The sequence below is a fragment of the Actinoplanes sp. NPDC023714 genome, from assembly GCF_040639855.1.
GTDB lineage: Bacteria > Actinomycetota > Actinomycetes > Mycobacteriales > Micromonosporaceae > Actinoplanes.
The window spans coordinates 101,126-118,448 of record NZ_JBFAAR010000014.1; the positions used below are offsets into that span (position 1 = coordinate 101,126).

The window sequence follows — 17,323 nt, forward strand, 5'->3', positions numbered from 1 at the left end:
GGAACCCAGGCGGTAAGGCCGTCGTCGCACGTGAGCGATCCACGGAACGGCCACGTGCAGCCGGTTCTCGCCCGTAGGAGGTCCTCGATGAAACTTCGCCCCACCCATCACGAGCAGTCGGCAGAAGACCAGACTGCCGAGGCGCGCGACAAGGGCGCCGCCGACTACGACACGGCCGCCGCCGCGACCACCAGGACCGCCGAGGACCGCGACCCCGATCTCGCCGCGCCCGGACCCGACGCCGGGCCGGACGGGCCCACGAAGCTGCGGGGCAAGGGCCTGATCGCCGCGGTGAAGCGGACTTTCAAGCAGTTCTCCGAGGACAACATCTCGGACTGGGCCGCCGCGCTCACCTACTACGGTGTGCTGTCGATCTTCCCCGGCCTTCTGGTGATCGTCTCGATCCTCGGTCTGATCGGCTCGGACGGCCAGAAGACGGTGCAGGACGCCGTCGCCGAACTGGCGCCCAACCAGCAGCTGCGCGATCTCGTCGACACCGTGCTCACCCAGGTGCAGGGCACCGGCAAGGCCGGCCTCGCCGCGATCATCGGTATCGTCGTGGCCTTCTGGTCGGCGTCCGGCTACATCGCGGCGTTCATGCGGGCCTCCAACGCGATCTACGACGTGCCCGAGGGCCGTCCGATCTGGAAGACCCTGCCGATCCGGGTCGGCGTGACCGCGCTGGTCGGCGTCATGCTGATCGCCTCGGCCGCCATCGTCATCTTCACCGGTGACCTCGCCCAGGTCGTCGGCGAGAAGATCGGGCTCGGCGACGTGGCCGTGACGGTCTGGAGCATCGCCAAGTGGCCGGTCCTGATCGCGCTGGTCAGCCTGATGTTCGCGGTGCTCTACTGGGCCTCGCCGAACGCCAAGACCGGCGGCTTCCGCTGGGTGAGCCCGGGTGGCATCTTCGCCGTCATCCTCTGGGTGATCGCCTCCGCCGCCTTCGCGATCTACCTGGCGAACTTCGCGAACTACAACGCGACCTACGGCACGCTCGGTGGTGTCATCGCCTTCCTGGTCTGGCTCTGGATCTCCAACATGGCGATCATGCTGGGCGCCGAGCTCGACGCCGAACTGGAACGCGGGCGGGCCATCGCGGCCGGCCACCCGGCCGACGACGAGCCGTTCCTCCAGCTGCGCGACGACCGCAAGCTCAAGAAGGGCAGCGAGCAGGGCCTCTCGCAGGGCTAGCAGCAAACCTCGCCGCGATCGTGGCGAGTTCGGACGTCATGGCGACCCGAACTCGCCACGATCGCGGTTTTCACTTGCAGAGCATGCTGCTCATGCGGCGGCCGGCGACCGTCAGGCCCAGCGCCGTCAGGGCCAGCAGGTAGAGCACGTCGAGGACCTGGACCACGCCGACCGTGCCGGTCGTGACGGCGCGGACCAGGTCGACGGCGCGGTAGAGCGGGGACAGCTCGACGAGCCAGCGCACCGCTTCCGGGTAGGCCGCGGCCGGCACGAACGTCCCGGAGAAGAGGAAGAGCGCGAACTGCGCCGACCCGATCAGGTCGAACTCCTGCCAGGTGCGGATCAGCGTGGCCGTCGCCATCCCCACCGCCCCGAACGCGAAGCCGGTCAGGACGGTGGCCGGGAACGCGGCGAGCGCCCGCAGCGGCGTCGTGAGGTCCATCAGCACCATGATCACCAGGAAGGCCGCCGAGTAGATCGCTCCGCGGATCATCGCCCAGGTCAGCTCGCCCAGCGCGATCTCGATGGGCCGGATCGGCGTGGCCAGCATGCCGTCGTACAGCCGCATGAACTTCATCTTCCCGAAGAAGTTGAAGGTGGTCTCGGCGAGCGCGCCGCTCATCGCCGAGGACGCCAGCATGGCCGGGGCCACGAACGCGGCGTAGGCCACCACCTCACCGCCGGGCAGGGTGATGTCGCCGATGAGCTTGCCCACCCCGATCCCGATCGAGAAGAGGTAGAGCACCGGCTCGAGCAGGCCGCTCAGCATGACGAGCCAATATGCCGAGCCGAGCGCCGCGACGTTCCGCTCGGTCACCGAGGCAGACCGCCGGCCCGCGCCCTCGAAGGAGGCGAGCCTGGGCATCACGAAGGTCAGCACGTCACACCACCAGTCGGCGACGGAAGCGGCGCAGCGCCAGGAACCAGCCGGCCGCGCACCACAGGAGCAGGTAGAGCAGCTGGCCCAGGCCCTGCCAGCCGGGGTTGAGCCCCAGCGTGGCGGACCGGCTCAGGTCGACGCCGTGCCAGAGGGGCAGGGCGTAGGCCACCGCGCGCAGCACCGGGTGCAGCGTCTCGACCGGGAAGAACACCCCGGAGAAGAGCGACATCGGCAGCACCGCGAACCGCATCAGGATCGCGAGGTAGCTGTCGGTGGAGACCGAGGCGCTGTACGCCGTCACCGGCGCGGCCACCGCGAACCCGGTCAGCACCCCGATCGGCAGGACGGCCACCGCCCACGGCGACGCCAGCGCGCCGAAGATCGCCGCCACCAGCGCGAACGCCACCACGCTGAGCAGCACCCGGAACATCATGAAGGCGAGGTGGCCGCCGAGGATGGCGGAGGTCCGCAGCGGTGCGGCGGCCTGGGCGAAGTAGACCTTCAGCCACTCGAAATAGCTGAGCACCGGCCAGGTGGACTCGCCGATCGCGGTCTGCACGGCGGTCGAGGCGATCAGCCCCGGCACGACCCATTCGAGGTACGGCACGCCGTCGATGCCGCCGTCCACATAGCCGCCGACGCCCACCCCGAACCCGACCAGGGTCAGCAGCGGCAGCACGAACGTGGAGAGCACGCTGGCCCGCCACGTCCGGCGGTAGTGGACCAGGTGGTATTCCAGGACGTACGCCATCTCAGTCCACCAGCGTCCGGCCGGTGAGGTGCAGGAAGACGTCCTCGAGGCTGCTGCGCCGGACCAGGGCGCTGGCCGGCTCCAGCGAGCGCCGGCCCACCTCGGCCAGCGCCTCGTCGCCGTCGGCCACGTAGAGCAGGATGCGGTCGGGCAGCACCTCGATCCGATCGGCGAGGCCGGCCAGCTTGTCCGCGTAGCTCCCCTGGTCGTCGGTGGCGAAGCGGAGCTCGACCACCTCGCGCGTGGAGAACTGCTCGATGAGCGAGCGCGGCGAGCCCTCGGCCACGATCCGGCCGCCGTCCATCACCACGAGCCGGTCGCAGAGCTGCTCGGCCTCGTCCATGTAGTGCGTGGTCAGCACGAGCGTGACGCCCTGCTGCTTGAGCCGGAACAGCCGCTCCCAGACGAGGTGGCGGGCCTGCGGGTCGAGCCCGGTCGTCGGCTCGTCGAGCAGCACGATGTCGGGCTCGTTCACCAGCGCGCGGGCGATGGTGAGACGCCGTTTCATCCCCCCGGAGAGCGGGTCGACCAGGCTGCCGGCGCGCTCGGTGAGCTGGACGAACTCGAGCAGCTCGTCGGCCCGGGCACGGGCCACCTTGCGCGGGATCCCGAAGAAGCGCGCGTAGGTGGTCAGGTTCTCCCGGACGGTCAGCTCGGCGTCGAGGTTGTCGAGCTGCGGGCAGACGCCGAGCCGGGCGCGGATGGCCGGGCCGTCGCGGCGCGGATCCATCCCGAGGATCTCCAGCACGCCCTCGCTCGGTGGGGAGACGCACCCGATCATGCGCATGGTCGAACTCTTGCCCGCGCCGTTGGGCCCGAGGAAGCCGAACGCCTCACCGGCGCGCACGTCGACGTCGATGCCGTCGACCGCCGTGAACGACTCGAACCGCTTGACCAGACCGCGCGCGTGGATCGAAGACGAGGAAGGGCTCACGCCCTCGACCCTAGGCGGGGGGTGCGACAGAATTTCGCGCTGCGCCGACCAGCTCGTCGGTCGCGGAGACCACCTCGTCGCGCTCCACCGGGGTCCCGGCGTCGTAGCGGACCGCCCAGGTGAGACCGTTCCGGCCGCTCACCCGCCGCCCGACCACCCGGACCGCGCCCTCCGGCAGCGGGTGGTGGTTGGTGTAGGCGACCGACTTCGTCACCCGGGTCCGCACCTGGTCGGGCACCTCACCCGGCTCCAGCAGCAGGTACGTCACGGCCGGCCCGTCCTCGAGCACGGTGTAGTCGTCCCGCACCCCGGCCACCACGGCCGGGATGATCCGCAGCTCCCGGCCCGACCAGGCCACCTTGTGGATCTCGTGCCAGCCCAGCCGTTTCTCGGCGGCCGGCAGCCAGAGGCCGTGGTTCGTCGCGACGACCACGGCGTCGGCCGACTCGCCCACCGGGCACCACGCCACCACCCGCTCGGAGTCCTCGAGCGGTGGCCGCGACGCGGACGGCAGCGCGGGTCGACGTCGGAAGAGCTTCACAATCCACCTGCCGCCTGATCACGCAGGGCACGGGCCTGCTGTTCCAGCGAGAAGAGCTCCCCGGCCAGAGCCAGGTACTGATCCTTGTTCGCGACCGGGTTGAGCCGCTGCACCTTGGACTTGAGGTCCCGGATCCGGGTGGCGAGCGCCGCCCCCTGGAGCCGGGCCAGGGTGACCTGCACGTACCGCGGGTCGACCTGGCCGTCGACGTAGAGCGGCTCGACCGCGAGCTCGCTCACCAGCATCTGGCCGCCCATGTCGGCGCAGCAGTCCCGGACCTTCTCGATCCAGACCGCGCCGCCGGTGGCCGAGGACGCGCCGCCGGCCTCGCCGACCGCCTCCCGGACCGCGGCGAGCACCGGGTCGGCGTAGTTCTCGGAGCCGAGCGCGTCGAACATCGGGCCGGCCAGCACCGGCTCCTGGAGGGCGAGCTTCAGCGCCTCGCGCTCGACCATGCGCTGTGGCGAGTCGGCCGGGGACTGCGGGGCACGCTGGGGTGCGGCGGCGTCCTGGGAGCCGCGCAGGGCGTTGTTGACGGCCCTCTGCACCGGTTCCAGGTCCATGCCGAGGTCGCCGGCGAGCTTCCGCGCGTACTCGGGCCTCTTCTCCCTGTCTTTGATCTTGGCGACCAGAGGCGCGGCGCGGCGCATCGCCTCGACACGGCCCTCGACCGAATCGAGGTCGTACTTGGCGAGCGTCTGCCGCAGCGCGAAGTCGACGAGCGGCTCCCGGCCGGCGATCATGTCCCGGACGGCGAGGTCACCCTTGGCGAGACGCAGCTCGCAGGGGTCCATGTTGTCGGGCGAGACCGCGATGAAGGTACGCCCGACGAACCGCTGATCCTCCTCGAACGCCCGCAGCGCCGCCTTCTGCCCGGCCGCGTCCCCGTCGAACGTGTAGATGATCTCGCCGGTGAAGCTGTCGCTGTCCATCAGCAGGCGGCGCAGCACCTGGATGTGGTCGACGCCGAAGGCCGTCCCGCAGGTCGCCACGGCGGTCGGCTCGCCCGCCTCGTGACAGGCCATCACGTCGGTGTAGCCCTCCACGATCACGGCCCGGCCGCGCTTCGCGATCTCCCGCTTCGCGTGGTCGATGCCGTAGAGCACGTGCGACTTCTTGTAGATCGGCGTCTCCGGCGTGTTCAGGTATTTCGGGCCGTCGTCGTCCTCGAACAGCTTGCGCGCCCCGAACCCGATCACGTCGCCGGACAGGTCCCGGATCGGCCAGAGCAGCCGGCGGCGGAACCGGTCGATGAGCGAGCCGGACCGGGCCGGCTTGGCGAGCCCGGCCGTGGTCAGCTCCTCGGCGGTGAAGCCCTTGAGGCGCAGGTGCTTGGCGAGCGCGTCCCAGCTGTCCGGCGCGAAGCCGCACCCGTACTTCTCGGCGGCGTCCCGGCCGAACCCGCGCTCGGCGAGGAACTCCCGGGCCTTCCGCGCGCCCGGCGACCCCAGCTGATCGCGGTAGAAGTCGACGGCGGCGGCGTGCGCGGCGAGCAGGCGCTGCCGCTGACCGGTCTGCGGCCGGGGCAGCGTCGAGCCGGGCGCGTCGGTGTCGTAGCGCAGCTGGATGCCGGCCTTCGAGGCCAGCCGCTCCACCGACTCGATGAACGACAGGTGCTCCGCGTCCATGAGGAACTTGATCGCGTCGCCACCCTGCCCACAACCGTGGCAAAAGTAGACATTCCGGGCAGGCGAGACGTTGAACGACGGCGTCTTCTCGTCGTGGAAGGGACACAGGCCCTTCAGGTTGCCGCCACCGGCCGACCGGAGCGTCACCGTCTCGCTGATCACGTCGACGATCGAGGACCGGTCCCGGACCAGTGCGATGTCTTCGTCCTTGACCCTGCCCGCCACGGCATACATCCTGCCTCGCTGGAGGGCGGACCCGCCAGCAGGGTCAGCGGCGCGGCGTGACCAGGTCCTTGTGCCAGGCCACGGCCGCCGGGTCGGTGAGGGACGCCACCTGGTCGATCACCACGCGCAGCGCCGCGGCGTCATCCGCCGCGGCGGCGAAGCGCGGGCCATAGAGGGGGTCGAGCCTTTCCGGGGTACGCAGGAGCGCCTCGACCAGCTCCACCAGGATGACGCGCTGCTCGGAATACCACTCCTCGGCCGCGCGCGTCCGCATGACGTAGCGGAACGCCATCCCCTTGAGCAGCGCGCACTGGTTCCGCACGGTCCGCGGCACGATCAGGTCGGCGTCGTACCGCCGCATCGGGTCGGTGCCGAACCGGCTGTGCGTGGCGCCGACCGCCGAGGCCACGAAGCGGCCGGTCAGCACGCTGGTCATCCGCTTCAGCGCGACCTGGGCGGCGTAACCCCCGTCGTACCCGGCCACCGCGGTCACCGCCGGGTCGGCCAGCAGCTGGTCGAGGGCGGCGCCGAGCTCGTCCGGGCTCTCCTCGGAGTAGGTGGCCGCGACGTCCCGGCACAGCTCGGCCCGCTCGTCCGCGTCGTGCAGCAGCGGGCCCAGATCCAGGTATCCCCCGTGCACCCCGTCCTCGACGTCGTGCACCGAGTAGGCGACGTCGTCGGCCCAGTCCATGACCTGCGCCTCGAGGCAGCGCCGCTCGTCGTCGCGGCCGTTCCGGAGCCAGGTGAAGACCGGCTCGTCGTCGGCGTAGACGCCGAACTTGCGGTAGCCGGGCTTGCGGAACCACGGGTACTTCGAGCAGGCGTCGAGGGTGGCCCGGGTCAGGTTGAGGCCGGCGCCGGCGACCTTCGCCTCGAGCCGGGTGAGCACCCGCAGGGTCTGCGCGTTGCCCTCGAAGCCGCCGCAGGCCCGGGCCGCCTCGTCGAGCGCCGCCTCGCCGTTGTGCCCGAACGGCGGGTGGCCGAGGTCGTGGGCGAGGCCGGCCACGTCCACGACGTCCGGGTCGCAGCCGAGCCGGGCGCCCATCTCCCGGGAGATCTGCGCCACCTCGAGCGAGTGGGTGAGCCGGGTACGCAGGAAGTCGTCCGACCCGGCCGTGTGCACCTGGGTCTTGGCGGCGAGCCGGCGGAACCCGGCCGAGTGCAGCACCCGGGCCCGGTCGCGCTGGTACGGGGTCCGCCCGTACCCGCTGTCCTTCGCGGGCTCGGGCGCCCATCGCTGGGCGTCGTCACCCGTCATGATCCCAGCCTAGGCCGAATGTCAGGCGGGCAGGACGCAGAACTCGTTGCCCTCCGGGTCGGCGAGCACGATCCGGCCGGGGTCGGGCCGGCCGGGATCGGGCCGGCCGGGATCGGGCCGGCCGGGGTCGACCAGCCGGGCGCCCATCCCGACGAGGCGCTCCACCTCGGACTCGTGGTCGTCCGGGCGCAGATCGAGGTGCAGCCGGTTCCGCACCGTCCGGGCGCCGGTGCCGGTCACCGGGACGAACAGCAGGGCGGGCAGCTCGGACGGCGTCCGGCGGATCTCCACCCGGTCCGGCGACTCGGCCACGATCACGTAGCCGAGGGCCTCGGCCCACCACCCCGCCAGCCGCGGCGGATCCTCGGCGCCGACCACGACCTGCTCCCAGCGACTGGGCATCGTCGGACCCCCATCCGGACAGACATCGACAGGTGACGATCAGGTTACGCGACCCGGCCGGGTGACCCCGGGCGGAACAGCGCACCGGAGGTGCGACGGCGCCGGCCATCCGGTCGCAGGATGACGATCCGTGAACCGCCCTTCACACGCGCTCGCCAGCCACTGGACCATGACGCACAAAACGTGCGACTTGTCGGCTCAGTGTCACCGGAGGATGGCCCACGGTGGCGGCGAGGGATCGATGAGACGCCACCGGGGCAACGGAGCCCGGCCGGAACCGGGAGCCACCAAACGCTGAGGAGAGACGTGCCCGGCGTCGACCACTGTCTACAGGAGGCCATGACGATCCCCGGCGCGGTCGGGGCCAGCATCGTCGACTACACCACCGGATTCCCGGTCGCGACGACCGGGGCCGCACCCAACTCGGACCACGAGGCCGCGGCGGCGGGAACCGCGGAAGTGGTCCAGGCCGCGAACAGCCGCTCGCTGTTCGTCTCGGCCATCCCGCACGACCTGCTCGAAGACCTGATCATCACCACCGCCGGCGGCTACCACCTCCTGCGGGTCGTCCAGACCGATTTCGACAGCCGGCTGGTGCTCTACGTCTGGCTGGACCGGGTTCGCGGCAACCTCGCCGTGGCCCGTCGCAAGATGCAACGCCTCGCCGACGAGTTGGTCACGACGTAACCAACCGCACTATCACCCGAACAGGAGTAACTGGTGGCCTCCACGACGACCGCATCGCCCGGGGATCTGCTCACGCAGGTCGCCGGCGAGCGGCAGACCGGAGCCCTGGTGGTGAACGGCCAGCCCGGCGGTGCGGTCTACGTCTTCGAGGGGCGGATCATCTACGCCGAGTCGCCGGCCGCGCCCGGCGTGGGCGAGATGCTCACGTCGTCCGGGCGGCTGGCGGCGCGCACCTGGCAGAGCGCGCTGGACCTCGGCACCTCGACGGCACGGGTCGGCCGGATCCTGGTCGACCAGGGCCATCTCACCCAGGGTGAGCTGGAACTCTGCGTCCTCGGCTCCACCTACGACGCGGCCTACTTCGTGCTGGCCCAGCCGGCCGCCACCGTCGAGTTCCTGCCCGGTGCCACCCACTGGCTCGGCGCGGTCGTCGCCATCGACGCCGCCGCCGTGGCCCGCGAGGTGCTCCGCCGGGTCAAGCTGCTCGACGACATCTTCCCCAACCCGAGGATCGACGTCGCGCCGGTCATCCCGGTCACCCGGGCGCCTCGCGAACGGATCACCCTGACCGCGCCGCAGTGGGAGCTGCTGGCGCACGCCGACGGGCAGCGCACCCCGGCCGACCTGGCTCTGCTTCTGGGGCGCGCGGGCTACGCGACCATCCAGGAGCTGCGGCGCCTTGCGGCGCTGGGGATGATCGAGATTCCCCGGGTACGGGCGGAGTCCACCGATTTCGTCCGTCTCCCCCAGCCACGCGGCGCCACGGTGCCCGTGGGGCGGCCGGTGGCGCCGCAGCCGGTGAGCGCTCCGCCCGTACCCGTGATCAACGGCCTGGACCAGGCAGCGGGCCGCAGCCGTCCCGCCCACGGTGAGCCGGCGCATGCCCGCGCCGCACCACCCGGGCCCTTCGATCCCAAGCCTTTCGATCCCGACCCTCCCGACGCGGATCTGCCGGCGGCTCCGGCGGCTTCGTTGCCGGCGGCTTCTTCCCCGGCCGAGCTCAACGGCTCCCCGGCTGATCACAACGGCGGCCTCAACCGGCCGCGGCTGGCCCGCCGAAAACCCGGCGCGAAGCTCCCCAAGGAGATCGCGACCGACAACGCGCCGGTGCATCAGGGCACCGACGAGGTCCTGCTCAAGCGCATCCGCACCGCACTGAGGGCCCTGCGATGACGCGCGCACCCCCGGCAGCACCCGACAAGCAGAAGGAGCGAGGAGAGGATGACGGTGGATCCGGCGGTACTCGAGGAACTCGGCCGCCTTCGCAGCAAGGTGCCCGAGCTCTCCGGCAGCGTGCTGGCCACCGCCGACGGGCTGGTCGTCGCGCACGACTCGCACGGCCTCGAATCGGACACCCTCGCCGCGCTCGCGGCGGCGCACCTGGCGCTGGCACGCCGGTTCGCCCACGCGGTCAACCACGGTGAGCTGCGTGAATCCGTGGTCGAGTGCGACGGCGGATACATCACGACGTACGCATGTGGCCCGAACGCCCTGCTGACCCTGGTCACCTCGGGCGACGCCAATCTCGCGATGGTGCACCTGGAGGCCCGCCGGTGCGTACGCCGGCTCACCAAGATCATGGCCCTGCAATCCGCGCCGCAGCTGCGGCCGGAGATCCCGCAGCAGGCCGGACCTCCGAGTCCGCTGGCCCGGCGCACTCCGATGTCCACGTTGTCGAACGTCGCGCGGCGGCGTCAGGCGACGAGCTGACCCATTCGTGCAACCCATCGACCTCAGCCCCATCGACCTCAACCCCATGGACCTCAGTCCCATGGACCTCAGTCCCATGGACCTCAACCCATCGACCTCAACGGAGGAATGAAACCCATGCCCGACATGGACACCGCACTCAAGGAAATCATGGAGATCGACGGCTGCATCGGCGTCGCGCTCGTGGACCACACCAGCGGCATGGCCCTGGGCACCCTCGGCGGCGGCAAGGAGCTCGACCTGACGGTCGCGGCCGCCGGCAACACCGACGTGGTCCGCGCCAAACTCCGCGCGATGGAGATGCTCAACCTCTCCGAGAAGATCGAGGACATCCTCATCACCCTCGACACGCAGTACCACATGATCCGCCCCCTCACGAGCCGCTCCGGCAAGGGACTCTTCCTCTACGTGGCCCTCCGCCGCGACCGGTCGAACCTCGCCATGTCCCGCCACCAGCTACGCCGTATCGAGAACGACCTCGACGTCTAGCCCAGGCCTGAAGTCGTGATCGCCACCCCTGGGCGGGGAGGGCCGCACCTCCCTCCCCGCCCCTTTACTTGCCTGGGGGCGACCCCCAGACCCCACGGTGCGGCGGGCGCGCATCGAGGTCCGGCGTCCGCGTCTCGACCTGCGGAGCCCGCGGCTCGTCTTCCCCGGCCGGCCCCGGCTGCCGGAACCGTAATCAAGGTTTCCGACTTGTTTCCCCTTGCCGTCCGATCGACAGGCGTGCATGCTGTCTTTGCAGCGCTGCAAAGACACATTTCCGGCGCCCGGTGTGCCAGCACCGGGGCGTCGGCCTGTGAGGACCCACCAGCCGACTCCGTGACCGTCCGGCCGCTCGGCGATCACGGCGCCGTGGTCCCGGCCGGGAACCGGGACCACGGCATCCATCCCTCGCCGCGGCGGCCGGTCGATCGGGCCCGGGCCGGCGGTTACTCTCGCCACGTCGGCCGGGGTCAGGGGCGGGATTCGACGGGCCGGCGACTACCATTCGATGGTGTCCGCGCGGGAGATCATCGATAGCGTGCGTCGGGGAGCGCTCGATTTCGAGACCGCCCTCGACGTGCTGACCGGCGTACCCGCGGCGGAGGTCGACACCGTCCTCACCGACGCGCTCGAGACCGAGTTCGATCGGCTCTTCCGGAACGGCTGGCAGCCCGGCGAACTGCACCGCGCCGTGGCGCGCCGCGGCAATCCGATCCAGGCCGGGCTGGTGGCCGACGCGGCACGCGACTTCCAGCGGAACCGGTCGCCGGTCGACGACCGCTGGCGCGCGCAGGCCGAGTCACTCCCCCCGTTCCAGGGCCGCCGCCCCGACCGCATCGCCGTCCTCGACGCGTCACTGGCACTCCTCGACGAACTGCGCCGGCTGCCGGCCATCGAGATCCTCGTCCCGCCGCCCGGTACCCCGCTCACCACCATCCCGCACCACTCCGACCAGCGGATCCTCGACCGGGTGCGCGCCCTGCTGGCGAAGGCCGAGGCGACCGACTTCGCGGCCGAGGCGGAGGTCTACAGCGCGAAGGCCCAGGAGCTGATCACCCGCTACCGGATCGAGGAGATCACCGCCCCGGCCGTCGACCTCACGCCGTTCGCGCGCCGGATCGGCGTCGACCACCCGTACGAGAATGAGAAGGCGAGCCTCCTCGACGCCGTCGCCCGCGCCAACAGCTGCCGCTGCGTCTGGTCGCCCGAGCTCGGCTTCAGCACGGTCTTCGGCTTCGACGCCGACATCGACGCGGTGGAGCTGCTCTACACGTCGCTGCTCGTCCAGGCGAACCGGGCGATGACCCGCGACGAGCCGGCCAAGGGCAAGGCCCGGGTGAAGGCGTTCCGCCGCTCGTTCCTGGTCGCTTACGCCTACCGGATCGGCGAGCGCCTGCGCCAGACCACCGAACGCGAGATGGCCGCGCACGGCAACCTGCTCCCGGTGCTTCGCAACCGCGACATCCAGGTGCGCGAGGCGATGAACAAGGTCTTCCCGACCACTGTCAGAAGCCGCGTCAGCCGCGTCGACAGCCTCGAAGGCTGGGAGTCCGGCCGAGCCGCCGCCGACGAGGCCCAGCTCCGCTGACCCGCCCCCACTGGTCCGCCCCGCCCGCCCCCACCCCCACCACCACCGAGGCGCCACCACCGCTGATCGGTCGGTGCGGCGCAATTGCGTTGACTGGTCGCCAGCCTTGGATGACGCTGGGTCCATGCACCCAATTTGACGCTGACGCCTCTATGCGGTGCGCGCCTGTGCCGAAGGCGTGCTGCTCTACCCGGTCTACGCGCTCCTCTTCGCGGACGCCGGGCTCACGACTGCCGAGATCTCGTCGCTCTTCGCGATCTGGTCGGTGGTCTCCTTCGCCTGCGAGATCCCGGCCGGCGCGCTCGCCGACATCTGGTCTCGCAAGCGCCTCTACGCGCTCGGCGAACTCCTCACCGCGACCGGTTTCGCCCTCTGGCTTGTCTGGCCCTCCTTTCCCGGGTTCGCACTCGGTTTCGCTCTCTGGGGACTCGGTGGCGCGCTGAGCTCGGGCACGCTCGAATCCATCGCCTATGACGAGCTCGGCGACTCCACCACATATGCGCAGGTCATCGGGCGCGCCGACACGATCGGCCTGCTCGCCATGCTCGCCGCCACACTCCTGGCCGCCCCGGCGCTCGCCCACGGCGGCTATCCCCTGGTGGGGATCATGAGCATCGCGTCGGTCACTCTGGGCGGTCTGCTCGCGCTTCGATTGCCCGACACCGATCGTACGAAGGACCGCACCGAGGGGACTTCCTCGTATCTGACAACTTTGCGCTCGGGTCTGACAGAGGTGGCCGGCAGCACCGTGGCCAGGACCGCGCTCGTCGCCGCGGCGGTGCCCGGCTTCAGCGCGCTCGACGAGTACCTTCCGCTGCTCTCCGGCGACAAGGGGGCCGGCCCCACCGACGTACCCCTGCTGTTCGCCGTGACGGCGCTGGCCATGGCGGCCGGTAGCGCGCTGGCCGGCCGCGTCTCCCCCGCGTCCCCGCGCCCGCTCGCCGCGTCCCTCACGCTGGCCGCGCCGGCCCTCGCCGCCGGCGCCCTGATCCCGCACCTGACCGGCATGTTCCTGGTGTCGGCCGCGTTCGGGCTGCTCCAGTTCGCCATGGTGCACGCCGAGTCCCGCCTGCAGGAGGCGATCACCGGCGGTTCCCGCACCACCGTCCTGTCGGTCGCGGGCTTCGGCGCCGAGGTGTTCGCGGTCCTGCTCTACGCGGGGTTCGCCCTGCCGCTGCCCCTGCCCGTGCTCTTCGCCACGGCGGCCGTCCCGCTGTTCCTGACGGTCCCGCTCACCGCCCGCCGCCGCGGCTCACGCTAGGCCCCGGCGCAGGGCGTAGGCGGCGGCCTCGGCCCGATTCCGGGCGCCGATCTTCGCGAAGGCGTTGTTGATGTGGGTCTTGATGGTCGCCTCGGCCACGAACAGGTCGGCGGCGATCTCGGCATTCGTCCGCCCCTGACCGATCCGGCCCAGCACCTCAGCCTCCCGCCGAGTAAGGCCATCCGGCAGATGTTCCCGGGAGAGACGCCCCGCGGAGGAAAGACCCGCAGCGGAGGAAGTGCCCGCGGCGGGCGACGGAATCGGGCGGCTCATCGCCTCCGCCAGACGCGCCGACACCTCGGGCGCGAACAGCGAATGCCCCGCCGCCGCGGCCCGCAGCGCCATCGCGATCTCCGCCCGCCCGGCGTCCTTCGTGAGGTAACCGCGCGCCCCGGCCGCGAGCGCCCCCGCGATCGAGTCGTCGTCGGCGTACGTCGTCAGCACCACCACGGCGACCTCGGGGAACCGCGAGCTCACGTGCGCCGTCGCGGCCACCCCGTCGAGGACCGGCATGCGCAGGTCCATCAGCACGACGTCCGGCCGCAGGTCCGCGATCAGCTCGAGGGCCCGGGCGCCGTCGCCGGCCGCGCCGACCACCGTCACCCCCTCGGTGAGTTCGAGGAGGGCGGTCAGGCCTTCCCGGACCAGCTGCTGATCGTCGACGACGAGGACGCGGAGGGGATCGCTCACGCCGGCACCTCCGCGGTCACGACCCATTCACCGTCGACGATTCCCGCCTCCAGGGTTCCACCGATCAGCGCGACCCGCTCCCGAGCCCCGACGAGCCCCAGCCCACCCGGCGAGGGATCACCGGTGGCCGGATTGGACACCACCAGCCTCGCGCCTCCCGCCGGGAGATAGCCGAGGGTCATCGTCACCGGCCGGGCGGGCGCGTGCCGGGCCGCGTTGGTGAGCGCCTCGCGAGCGATCCGGAGCAGCGACACTTCGGCGCCCGGTGACAGAGGGCGACGGTCACCTTCGATGCCCAGCGTGACCGCGGCGTCGTGGGCCACTTCATGAGCGTCGATCAGCCCGGTCAGGGCTTCCGGGAGCGGGGGTACGTCGTCCCGGAGCGCCCGCACCGCGGAACGGGCTTCGGCCAGGCCGTCGGCGGCGAGACGCCGGGCCTGCCGGATTCGGGCGGCGGCGGCCTCGGTATCGCCTTTCTCGGTCAGCTGCGCCTCGGCCACCTCCAGCTGGACGCCGAGCGCTCCGAGCGAGTGCGCGAGCACATCGTGCAGCTCACGGGCGATCCGGGCGCGTTCGTCGAGGGCCGCCGCGCGTGCCTGGGCGGCCCTGGCGCGCGTGGTCTGTTCCAGCAGCAGGGCGGTCTGCTCGGCGCGCAGCCGGTATTCCCGCCGGTGCAGGCTGAACAGGACGAGGACGGCGATCAGGGCGGGCTGGGTGAGCATCGCCGCCGGTCCCCGCCCCGCCAGCCACAGGCCGGTCAGCAGCACGGCCAGCACGACCGCGGTGAGTGACAGGATGGCCCACATCGGCATCCGTGGTAACAGCACGAATGTGAACAGCGCGGCGTACAGATAAAGAAGTGACGATGCGTCCTCGGGCCGGCTCGCCGCAATCGCGGGCAACACCGCCGCCAGAGCCAGCGCCGGCCGGGCCAGGAGCGGCCGGCGGTGATCGGTGAAGACGAAAAGGAACCAGCCCGCGAGGGCGGCGGCGAGCACCGGGCGGACACCCGGGCTCGCCGGACCGGCCGTCAGGAACGCCCAGGTCAGCAGGGCGCTCAGCACGATTCGGACCAGCCAGCCGGTCTCCGGGTCGTCGGCCCGGAGCCGGCGCACGCCCTCACGCAGGGTCAACCACGTTCTCCCACCAGGTTGAGAATCAGGTCGATCATCAACAGACGGTAGGCGACGAACGCGAGGCCCGCGACGCCCAGAACCACGAGGCCGGCGACGATCACCCGGCCGGTGATCCGGCCACCGTCCCGTTCGACGACGCGTCCGAGCACCTCACCGACGAGGCGGGTGCTGCGGTTCCCCTCGGTCTTCCCGGTCAGCAGATAGTTGGTGGCGCGACGCTTGTTGTCGGTCATGGGACGAAAGATAGGGGCGTCGATGGGTGGAGTAGGACCACCCGGGGGTGGAGATCGGGGTGGAGATCAGCCCCCGGACTCCTCGGTCTCGGCGCCCTCCGGGACCGTGTCGTCGTCGCGGCTGTCCAGCCAGCCGTGCGGCAGCGAGACCTTGCCGGGCGCGTTGACCCGCCCGCGCGGCTGGCCCAGCGCCTCGGCCGGGAACGGGATCGACGGGTCGAGCTTCGCGAGCAGGTCGTCGAGCTCGGCCAGCGACGAGATCATCGCGAGGCTGCGGCGGAGCTCGCCGCCGACCGGGAAGCCCTTGAGGTACCACGCGACGTGCTTGCGGAAGTCGGCGCAGCCGTGCTTCTCGTCCTCCAGCGCCTCGACCAGCAGCTGCGCGTGCCGAGCGAGGATCTTGGCGACCTCGCCGAGGGTGGGCAGCACCGGCCGGTAGCCGGCGCCCTGCGTGAACGCGGCCTCCAGGTCGGCGAAGAGCCACGGCCGGCCCAGGCAGCCGCGGCCGACCACGACGCCGTCGACGCCGGTGTGCTCGACCATCCGCAGCGCGTCCGAGCCCTCCCAGATGTCGCCGTTGCCGAGAACGGGCACGTCGAGGGCCTGCTTCAGGGTGGCGATGGCGTCCCAGTCGGCCTTGCCGGAGTAGCGCTGCTCGGCGGTGCGGGCGTGCAGCGCCACGGCGGCCACGCCCGCCTCCTGCGCGGCGAGGCCGGCTTCGACGTACGTGAGATGGTCCTCGTCGATCCCCTTGCGCATCTTGATCGTCACCGGGATGCCGTAGGGCTTCGCCGCGGCGACCGCCTGCGACACGATCCGGGCGAACAGCCGGCGCCGCCACGGCAGGGCGGAACCCCCGCCGCGCCGGGTCACCTTCGGCACCGGGCATCCGAAGTTGAGGTCGATGTGATCGGCCAGACCATCCTCGCCGATCATGCGTACGGCGGCCGCCGTCACGTCCGGGTCCACGCCGTAGAGCTGGAGGCTGCGAAAACCCTCGTCCTCGGCGAACGTGATCATCTTGAGCGTCTTGGGGATCCGCTCCACCAGGGCCCGCGTCGTGATCATCTCGCAGACGTAGACACCGCCGCCCTGCTCACGGCAGAGCCGCCGGAACGCCACGTTGGTGATCCCCGCCATGGGGGCGAGCACGACGGGCGGGTTGACGGCGTGGTCGCCGAGCAGAAGTGGTGCGGTCACGCGCTCTAGGGTGACACATGTGGGAGACAGTGAATTGAGCCCCCGGCGGCTGGTAGCGGTGTTCGAGTCGCCGGTTTCCGAGGCACTTCAGCGGTTCGCGGTGGAGCTCGGCTTCCACACGGTCCTCGTGGAGCCCGATCCGACCCGGTTGGCCGGCACGCCCCGGCCGCACGGCGACACCTTCGTGGCCGATCTGGCCGCCGCCGGCGTCGACGAGCACACCGACGTGGTGCTGACCGACCATCACCGGCCGGAGATCGGCTCGGTGCTGCGGGAGGCGCTGGCCGGGAAGAGCCGCTGGGTGGGCATCGTCGGCAACCCGCGCAGCGAGGGCCCGCACGTCGAGGCCCTGCGCGAGCTGGGCCTGCCGGACGAGGAGATCGCCCGGGTGCGCCGCCCGATCGGCCTCAACATCGGCAGCCGGACCGGCCCCGAGATCGCGGTGGCGATCCTGGCCGGCCTGATCGCCGACCGGAACGACAAACCCGGCGGCTTCGAGTTCCGGTGACCCCGGGAAAA

The 17,323-nt window shown here is 71.4% G+C and carries 19 protein-coding genes; 8 read left to right on the top strand and 11 right to left on the bottom strand.

The genetic code is table 11. The features are described from left to right. The first annotated feature begins 87 nt into the window (after window positions 1-87). Window positions 88-1,194 carry a YihY/virulence factor BrkB family protein gene (locus tag AB0G10_RS39505; protein ID WP_360934335.1) on the top strand — a complete coding sequence of 369 codons (1,107 nt, stop codon included), beginning with the start codon at window positions 88-90 and terminating at the stop codon, window positions 1,192-1,194. Window positions 1,195-1,264: 70 nt separating this feature from the next. On the opposite strand, the gene AB0G10_RS39510 is transcribed toward AB0G10_RS39505, so the two are convergent. From AB0G10_RS39510 to AB0G10_RS39540, 7 genes are read right to left on the bottom strand one after another with little or no spacing between them, the layout of a single operon-like run. Next, window positions 1,265-2,074, bottom strand: coding sequence for an ABC transporter permease (locus AB0G10_RS39510; protein ID WP_360934338.1), 810 nt, complete (start codon window positions 2,072-2,074; stop codon window positions 1,265-1,267). 1 nt (window position 2,075) lies between these two features. Next, on the bottom strand, window positions 2,076-2,825 hold the full coding sequence (locus AB0G10_RS39515; RefSeq protein ID WP_360934341.1) for an ABC transporter permease: 750 nt from the start codon (window positions 2,823-2,825) through the stop codon (window positions 2,076-2,078). Between the two features lies 1 nt (window position 2,826). Then, on the bottom strand, window positions 2,827-3,759 hold the full coding sequence (locus tag AB0G10_RS39520; RefSeq protein ID WP_360934344.1) for an ABC transporter ATP-binding protein: 933 nt from the start codon (window positions 3,757-3,759) through the stop codon (window positions 2,827-2,829). Window positions 3,760-3,769: 10 nt separating this feature from the next. After that, the gene (locus AB0G10_RS39525) at window positions 3,770-4,300 is read right to left on the bottom strand and encodes a hypothetical protein (protein WP_360934347.1); all 531 of its coding nucleotides are present in this window, start codon (window positions 4,298-4,300) and stop codon (window positions 3,770-3,772) included. Next, window positions 4,297-6,162 (bottom strand): DNA primase, encoded by a 1,866-nt coding sequence (gene dnaG, locus AB0G10_RS39530; RefSeq protein ID WP_360934350.1) that lies wholly within the window; start codon window positions 6,160-6,162, stop codon window positions 4,297-4,299. Before dnaG ends, AB0G10_RS39525 begins: the two co-directional genes overlap by 4 nt. 34 nt (window positions 6,163-6,196) lie before the next feature. Further along, entirely contained in the window at window positions 6,197-7,411 is a 1,215-nt protein-coding gene (locus tag AB0G10_RS39535) for a deoxyguanosinetriphosphate triphosphohydrolase (RefSeq protein ID WP_360934353.1), read from the bottom strand. 21 nt (window positions 7,412-7,432) lie between these two features. Further along, window positions 7,433-7,813 (bottom strand): VOC family protein, encoded by a 381-nt coding sequence (locus AB0G10_RS39540; RefSeq protein ID WP_360934356.1) that lies wholly within the window; start codon window positions 7,811-7,813, stop codon window positions 7,433-7,435. 306 nt (window positions 7,814-8,119) lie between these two features. On the opposite strand from AB0G10_RS39540, the gene AB0G10_RS39545 reads away from it, so the two are divergent. The 6 genes from AB0G10_RS39545 to AB0G10_RS39570 all read left to right on the top strand — a co-directional run bounded on the left by AB0G10_RS39545 (window position 8,120) and on the right by AB0G10_RS39570 (window position 13,545). Beyond that, window positions 8,120-8,500, top strand: a complete 381-nt coding sequence (locus AB0G10_RS39545; RefSeq protein WP_360934359.1) for a hypothetical protein — start codon at window positions 8,120-8,122, stop codon at window positions 8,498-8,500. Between the two features lie 33 nt (window positions 8,501-8,533). After that, on the top strand, window positions 8,534-9,673 hold the full coding sequence (locus tag AB0G10_RS39550; RefSeq protein WP_360934362.1) for a DUF4388 domain-containing protein: 1,140 nt from the start codon (window positions 8,534-8,536) through the stop codon (window positions 9,671-9,673). A 48-nt stretch (window positions 9,674-9,721) separates the two neighbouring features. Beyond that, entirely contained in the window at window positions 9,722-10,210 is a 489-nt protein-coding gene (locus AB0G10_RS39555; protein WP_360934365.1) for a roadblock/LC7 domain-containing protein, read from the top strand. Window positions 10,211-10,327: 117 nt separating this feature from the next. Continuing rightward, window positions 10,328-10,699, top strand: a complete 372-nt coding sequence (locus tag AB0G10_RS39560; RefSeq protein WP_360934368.1) for a hypothetical protein — start codon at window positions 10,328-10,330, stop codon at window positions 10,697-10,699. A 535-nt stretch (window positions 10,700-11,234) separates the two neighbouring features. Beyond that, window positions 11,235-12,284 (top strand): DUF2786 domain-containing protein, encoded by a 1,050-nt coding sequence (locus AB0G10_RS39565; RefSeq protein ID WP_360934371.1) that lies wholly within the window; start codon window positions 11,235-11,237, stop codon window positions 12,282-12,284. Between the two features lie 157 nt (window positions 12,285-12,441). Next, a complete protein-coding gene (locus tag AB0G10_RS39570) occupies window positions 12,442-13,545 on the top strand; it encodes an MFS transporter (RefSeq protein WP_360934374.1) in 1,104 nt (367 codons plus the stop codon). Here AB0G10_RS39570 and AB0G10_RS39575 read toward each other — a convergent pair. The 4 genes from AB0G10_RS39575 to dusB all read right to left on the bottom strand — a co-directional run bounded on the left by AB0G10_RS39575 (window position 13,537) and on the right by dusB (window position 16,804). Next, window positions 13,537-14,235, bottom strand: coding sequence for a response regulator transcription factor (locus AB0G10_RS39575; RefSeq protein WP_360934377.1), 699 nt, complete (start codon window positions 14,233-14,235; stop codon window positions 13,537-13,539). The two genes, AB0G10_RS39570 and AB0G10_RS39575, sit on opposite strands and share 9 nt — an antisense overlap. Continuing rightward, window positions 14,232-15,368 (bottom strand): histidine kinase, encoded by a 1,137-nt coding sequence (locus AB0G10_RS39580; protein WP_360934380.1) that lies wholly within the window; start codon window positions 15,366-15,368, stop codon window positions 14,232-14,234. The genes AB0G10_RS39575 and AB0G10_RS39580 overlap by 4 nt, the downstream gene beginning before the upstream one ends. Next, entirely contained in the window at window positions 15,365-15,604 is a 240-nt protein-coding gene (locus AB0G10_RS39585; protein WP_360934383.1) for a hypothetical protein, read from the bottom strand. The genes AB0G10_RS39580 and AB0G10_RS39585 overlap by 4 nt, the downstream gene beginning before the upstream one ends. 66 nt (window positions 15,605-15,670) lie before the next feature. Next, a complete protein-coding gene (gene dusB, locus AB0G10_RS39590; RefSeq protein ID WP_360934386.1) occupies window positions 15,671-16,804 on the bottom strand; it encodes a tRNA dihydrouridine synthase DusB in 1,134 nt (377 codons plus the stop codon). Window positions 16,805-16,823: 19 nt separating this feature from the next. Between dusB and AB0G10_RS39595 the strand changes: the two genes are divergently transcribed. Next, window positions 16,824-17,312 (top strand): XdhC family protein, encoded by a 489-nt coding sequence (locus AB0G10_RS39595; RefSeq protein ID WP_360934389.1) that lies wholly within the window; start codon window positions 16,824-16,826, stop codon window positions 17,310-17,312. The last annotated feature ends 11 nt before the right edge of the window (window positions 17,313-17,323 follow it).

What these genes read in the sequence shown, in the direction of transcription:
- AB0G10_RS39505 (WP_360934335.1), top strand. Translation starts at nt 88, where the DNA reads ATGAAACTTCGCCCCACCCATCACGAGCAGTCGGCAGAAGACCAGACT.
- AB0G10_RS39515 (WP_360934341.1), bottom strand. Translation starts at nt 2,825, where the DNA reads ATGGCGTACGTCCTGGAATACCACCTGGTCCACTACCGCCGGACGTGG.
- dnaG (WP_360934350.1), bottom strand. Translation starts at nt 6,162, where the DNA reads ATGTATGCCGTGGCGGGCAGGGTCAAGGACGAAGACATCGCACTGGTC.
- AB0G10_RS39535 (WP_360934353.1), bottom strand. Translation starts at nt 7,411, where the DNA reads ATGACGGGTGACGACGCCCAGCGATGGGCGCCCGAGCCCGCGAAGGAC.
- AB0G10_RS39540 (WP_360934356.1), bottom strand. Translation starts at nt 7,813, where the DNA reads ATGCCCAGTCGCTGGGAGCAGGTCGTGGTCGGCGCCGAGGATCCGCCG.
- AB0G10_RS39555 (WP_360934365.1), top strand. Translation starts at nt 9,722, where the DNA reads ATGACGGTGGATCCGGCGGTACTCGAGGAACTCGGCCGCCTTCGCAGC.
- AB0G10_RS39560 (WP_360934368.1), top strand. Translation starts at nt 10,328, where the DNA reads ATGCCCGACATGGACACCGCACTCAAGGAAATCATGGAGATCGACGGC.
- AB0G10_RS39585 (WP_360934383.1), bottom strand. Translation starts at nt 15,604, where the DNA reads ATGACCGACAACAAGCGTCGCGCCACCAACTATCTGCTGACCGGGAAG.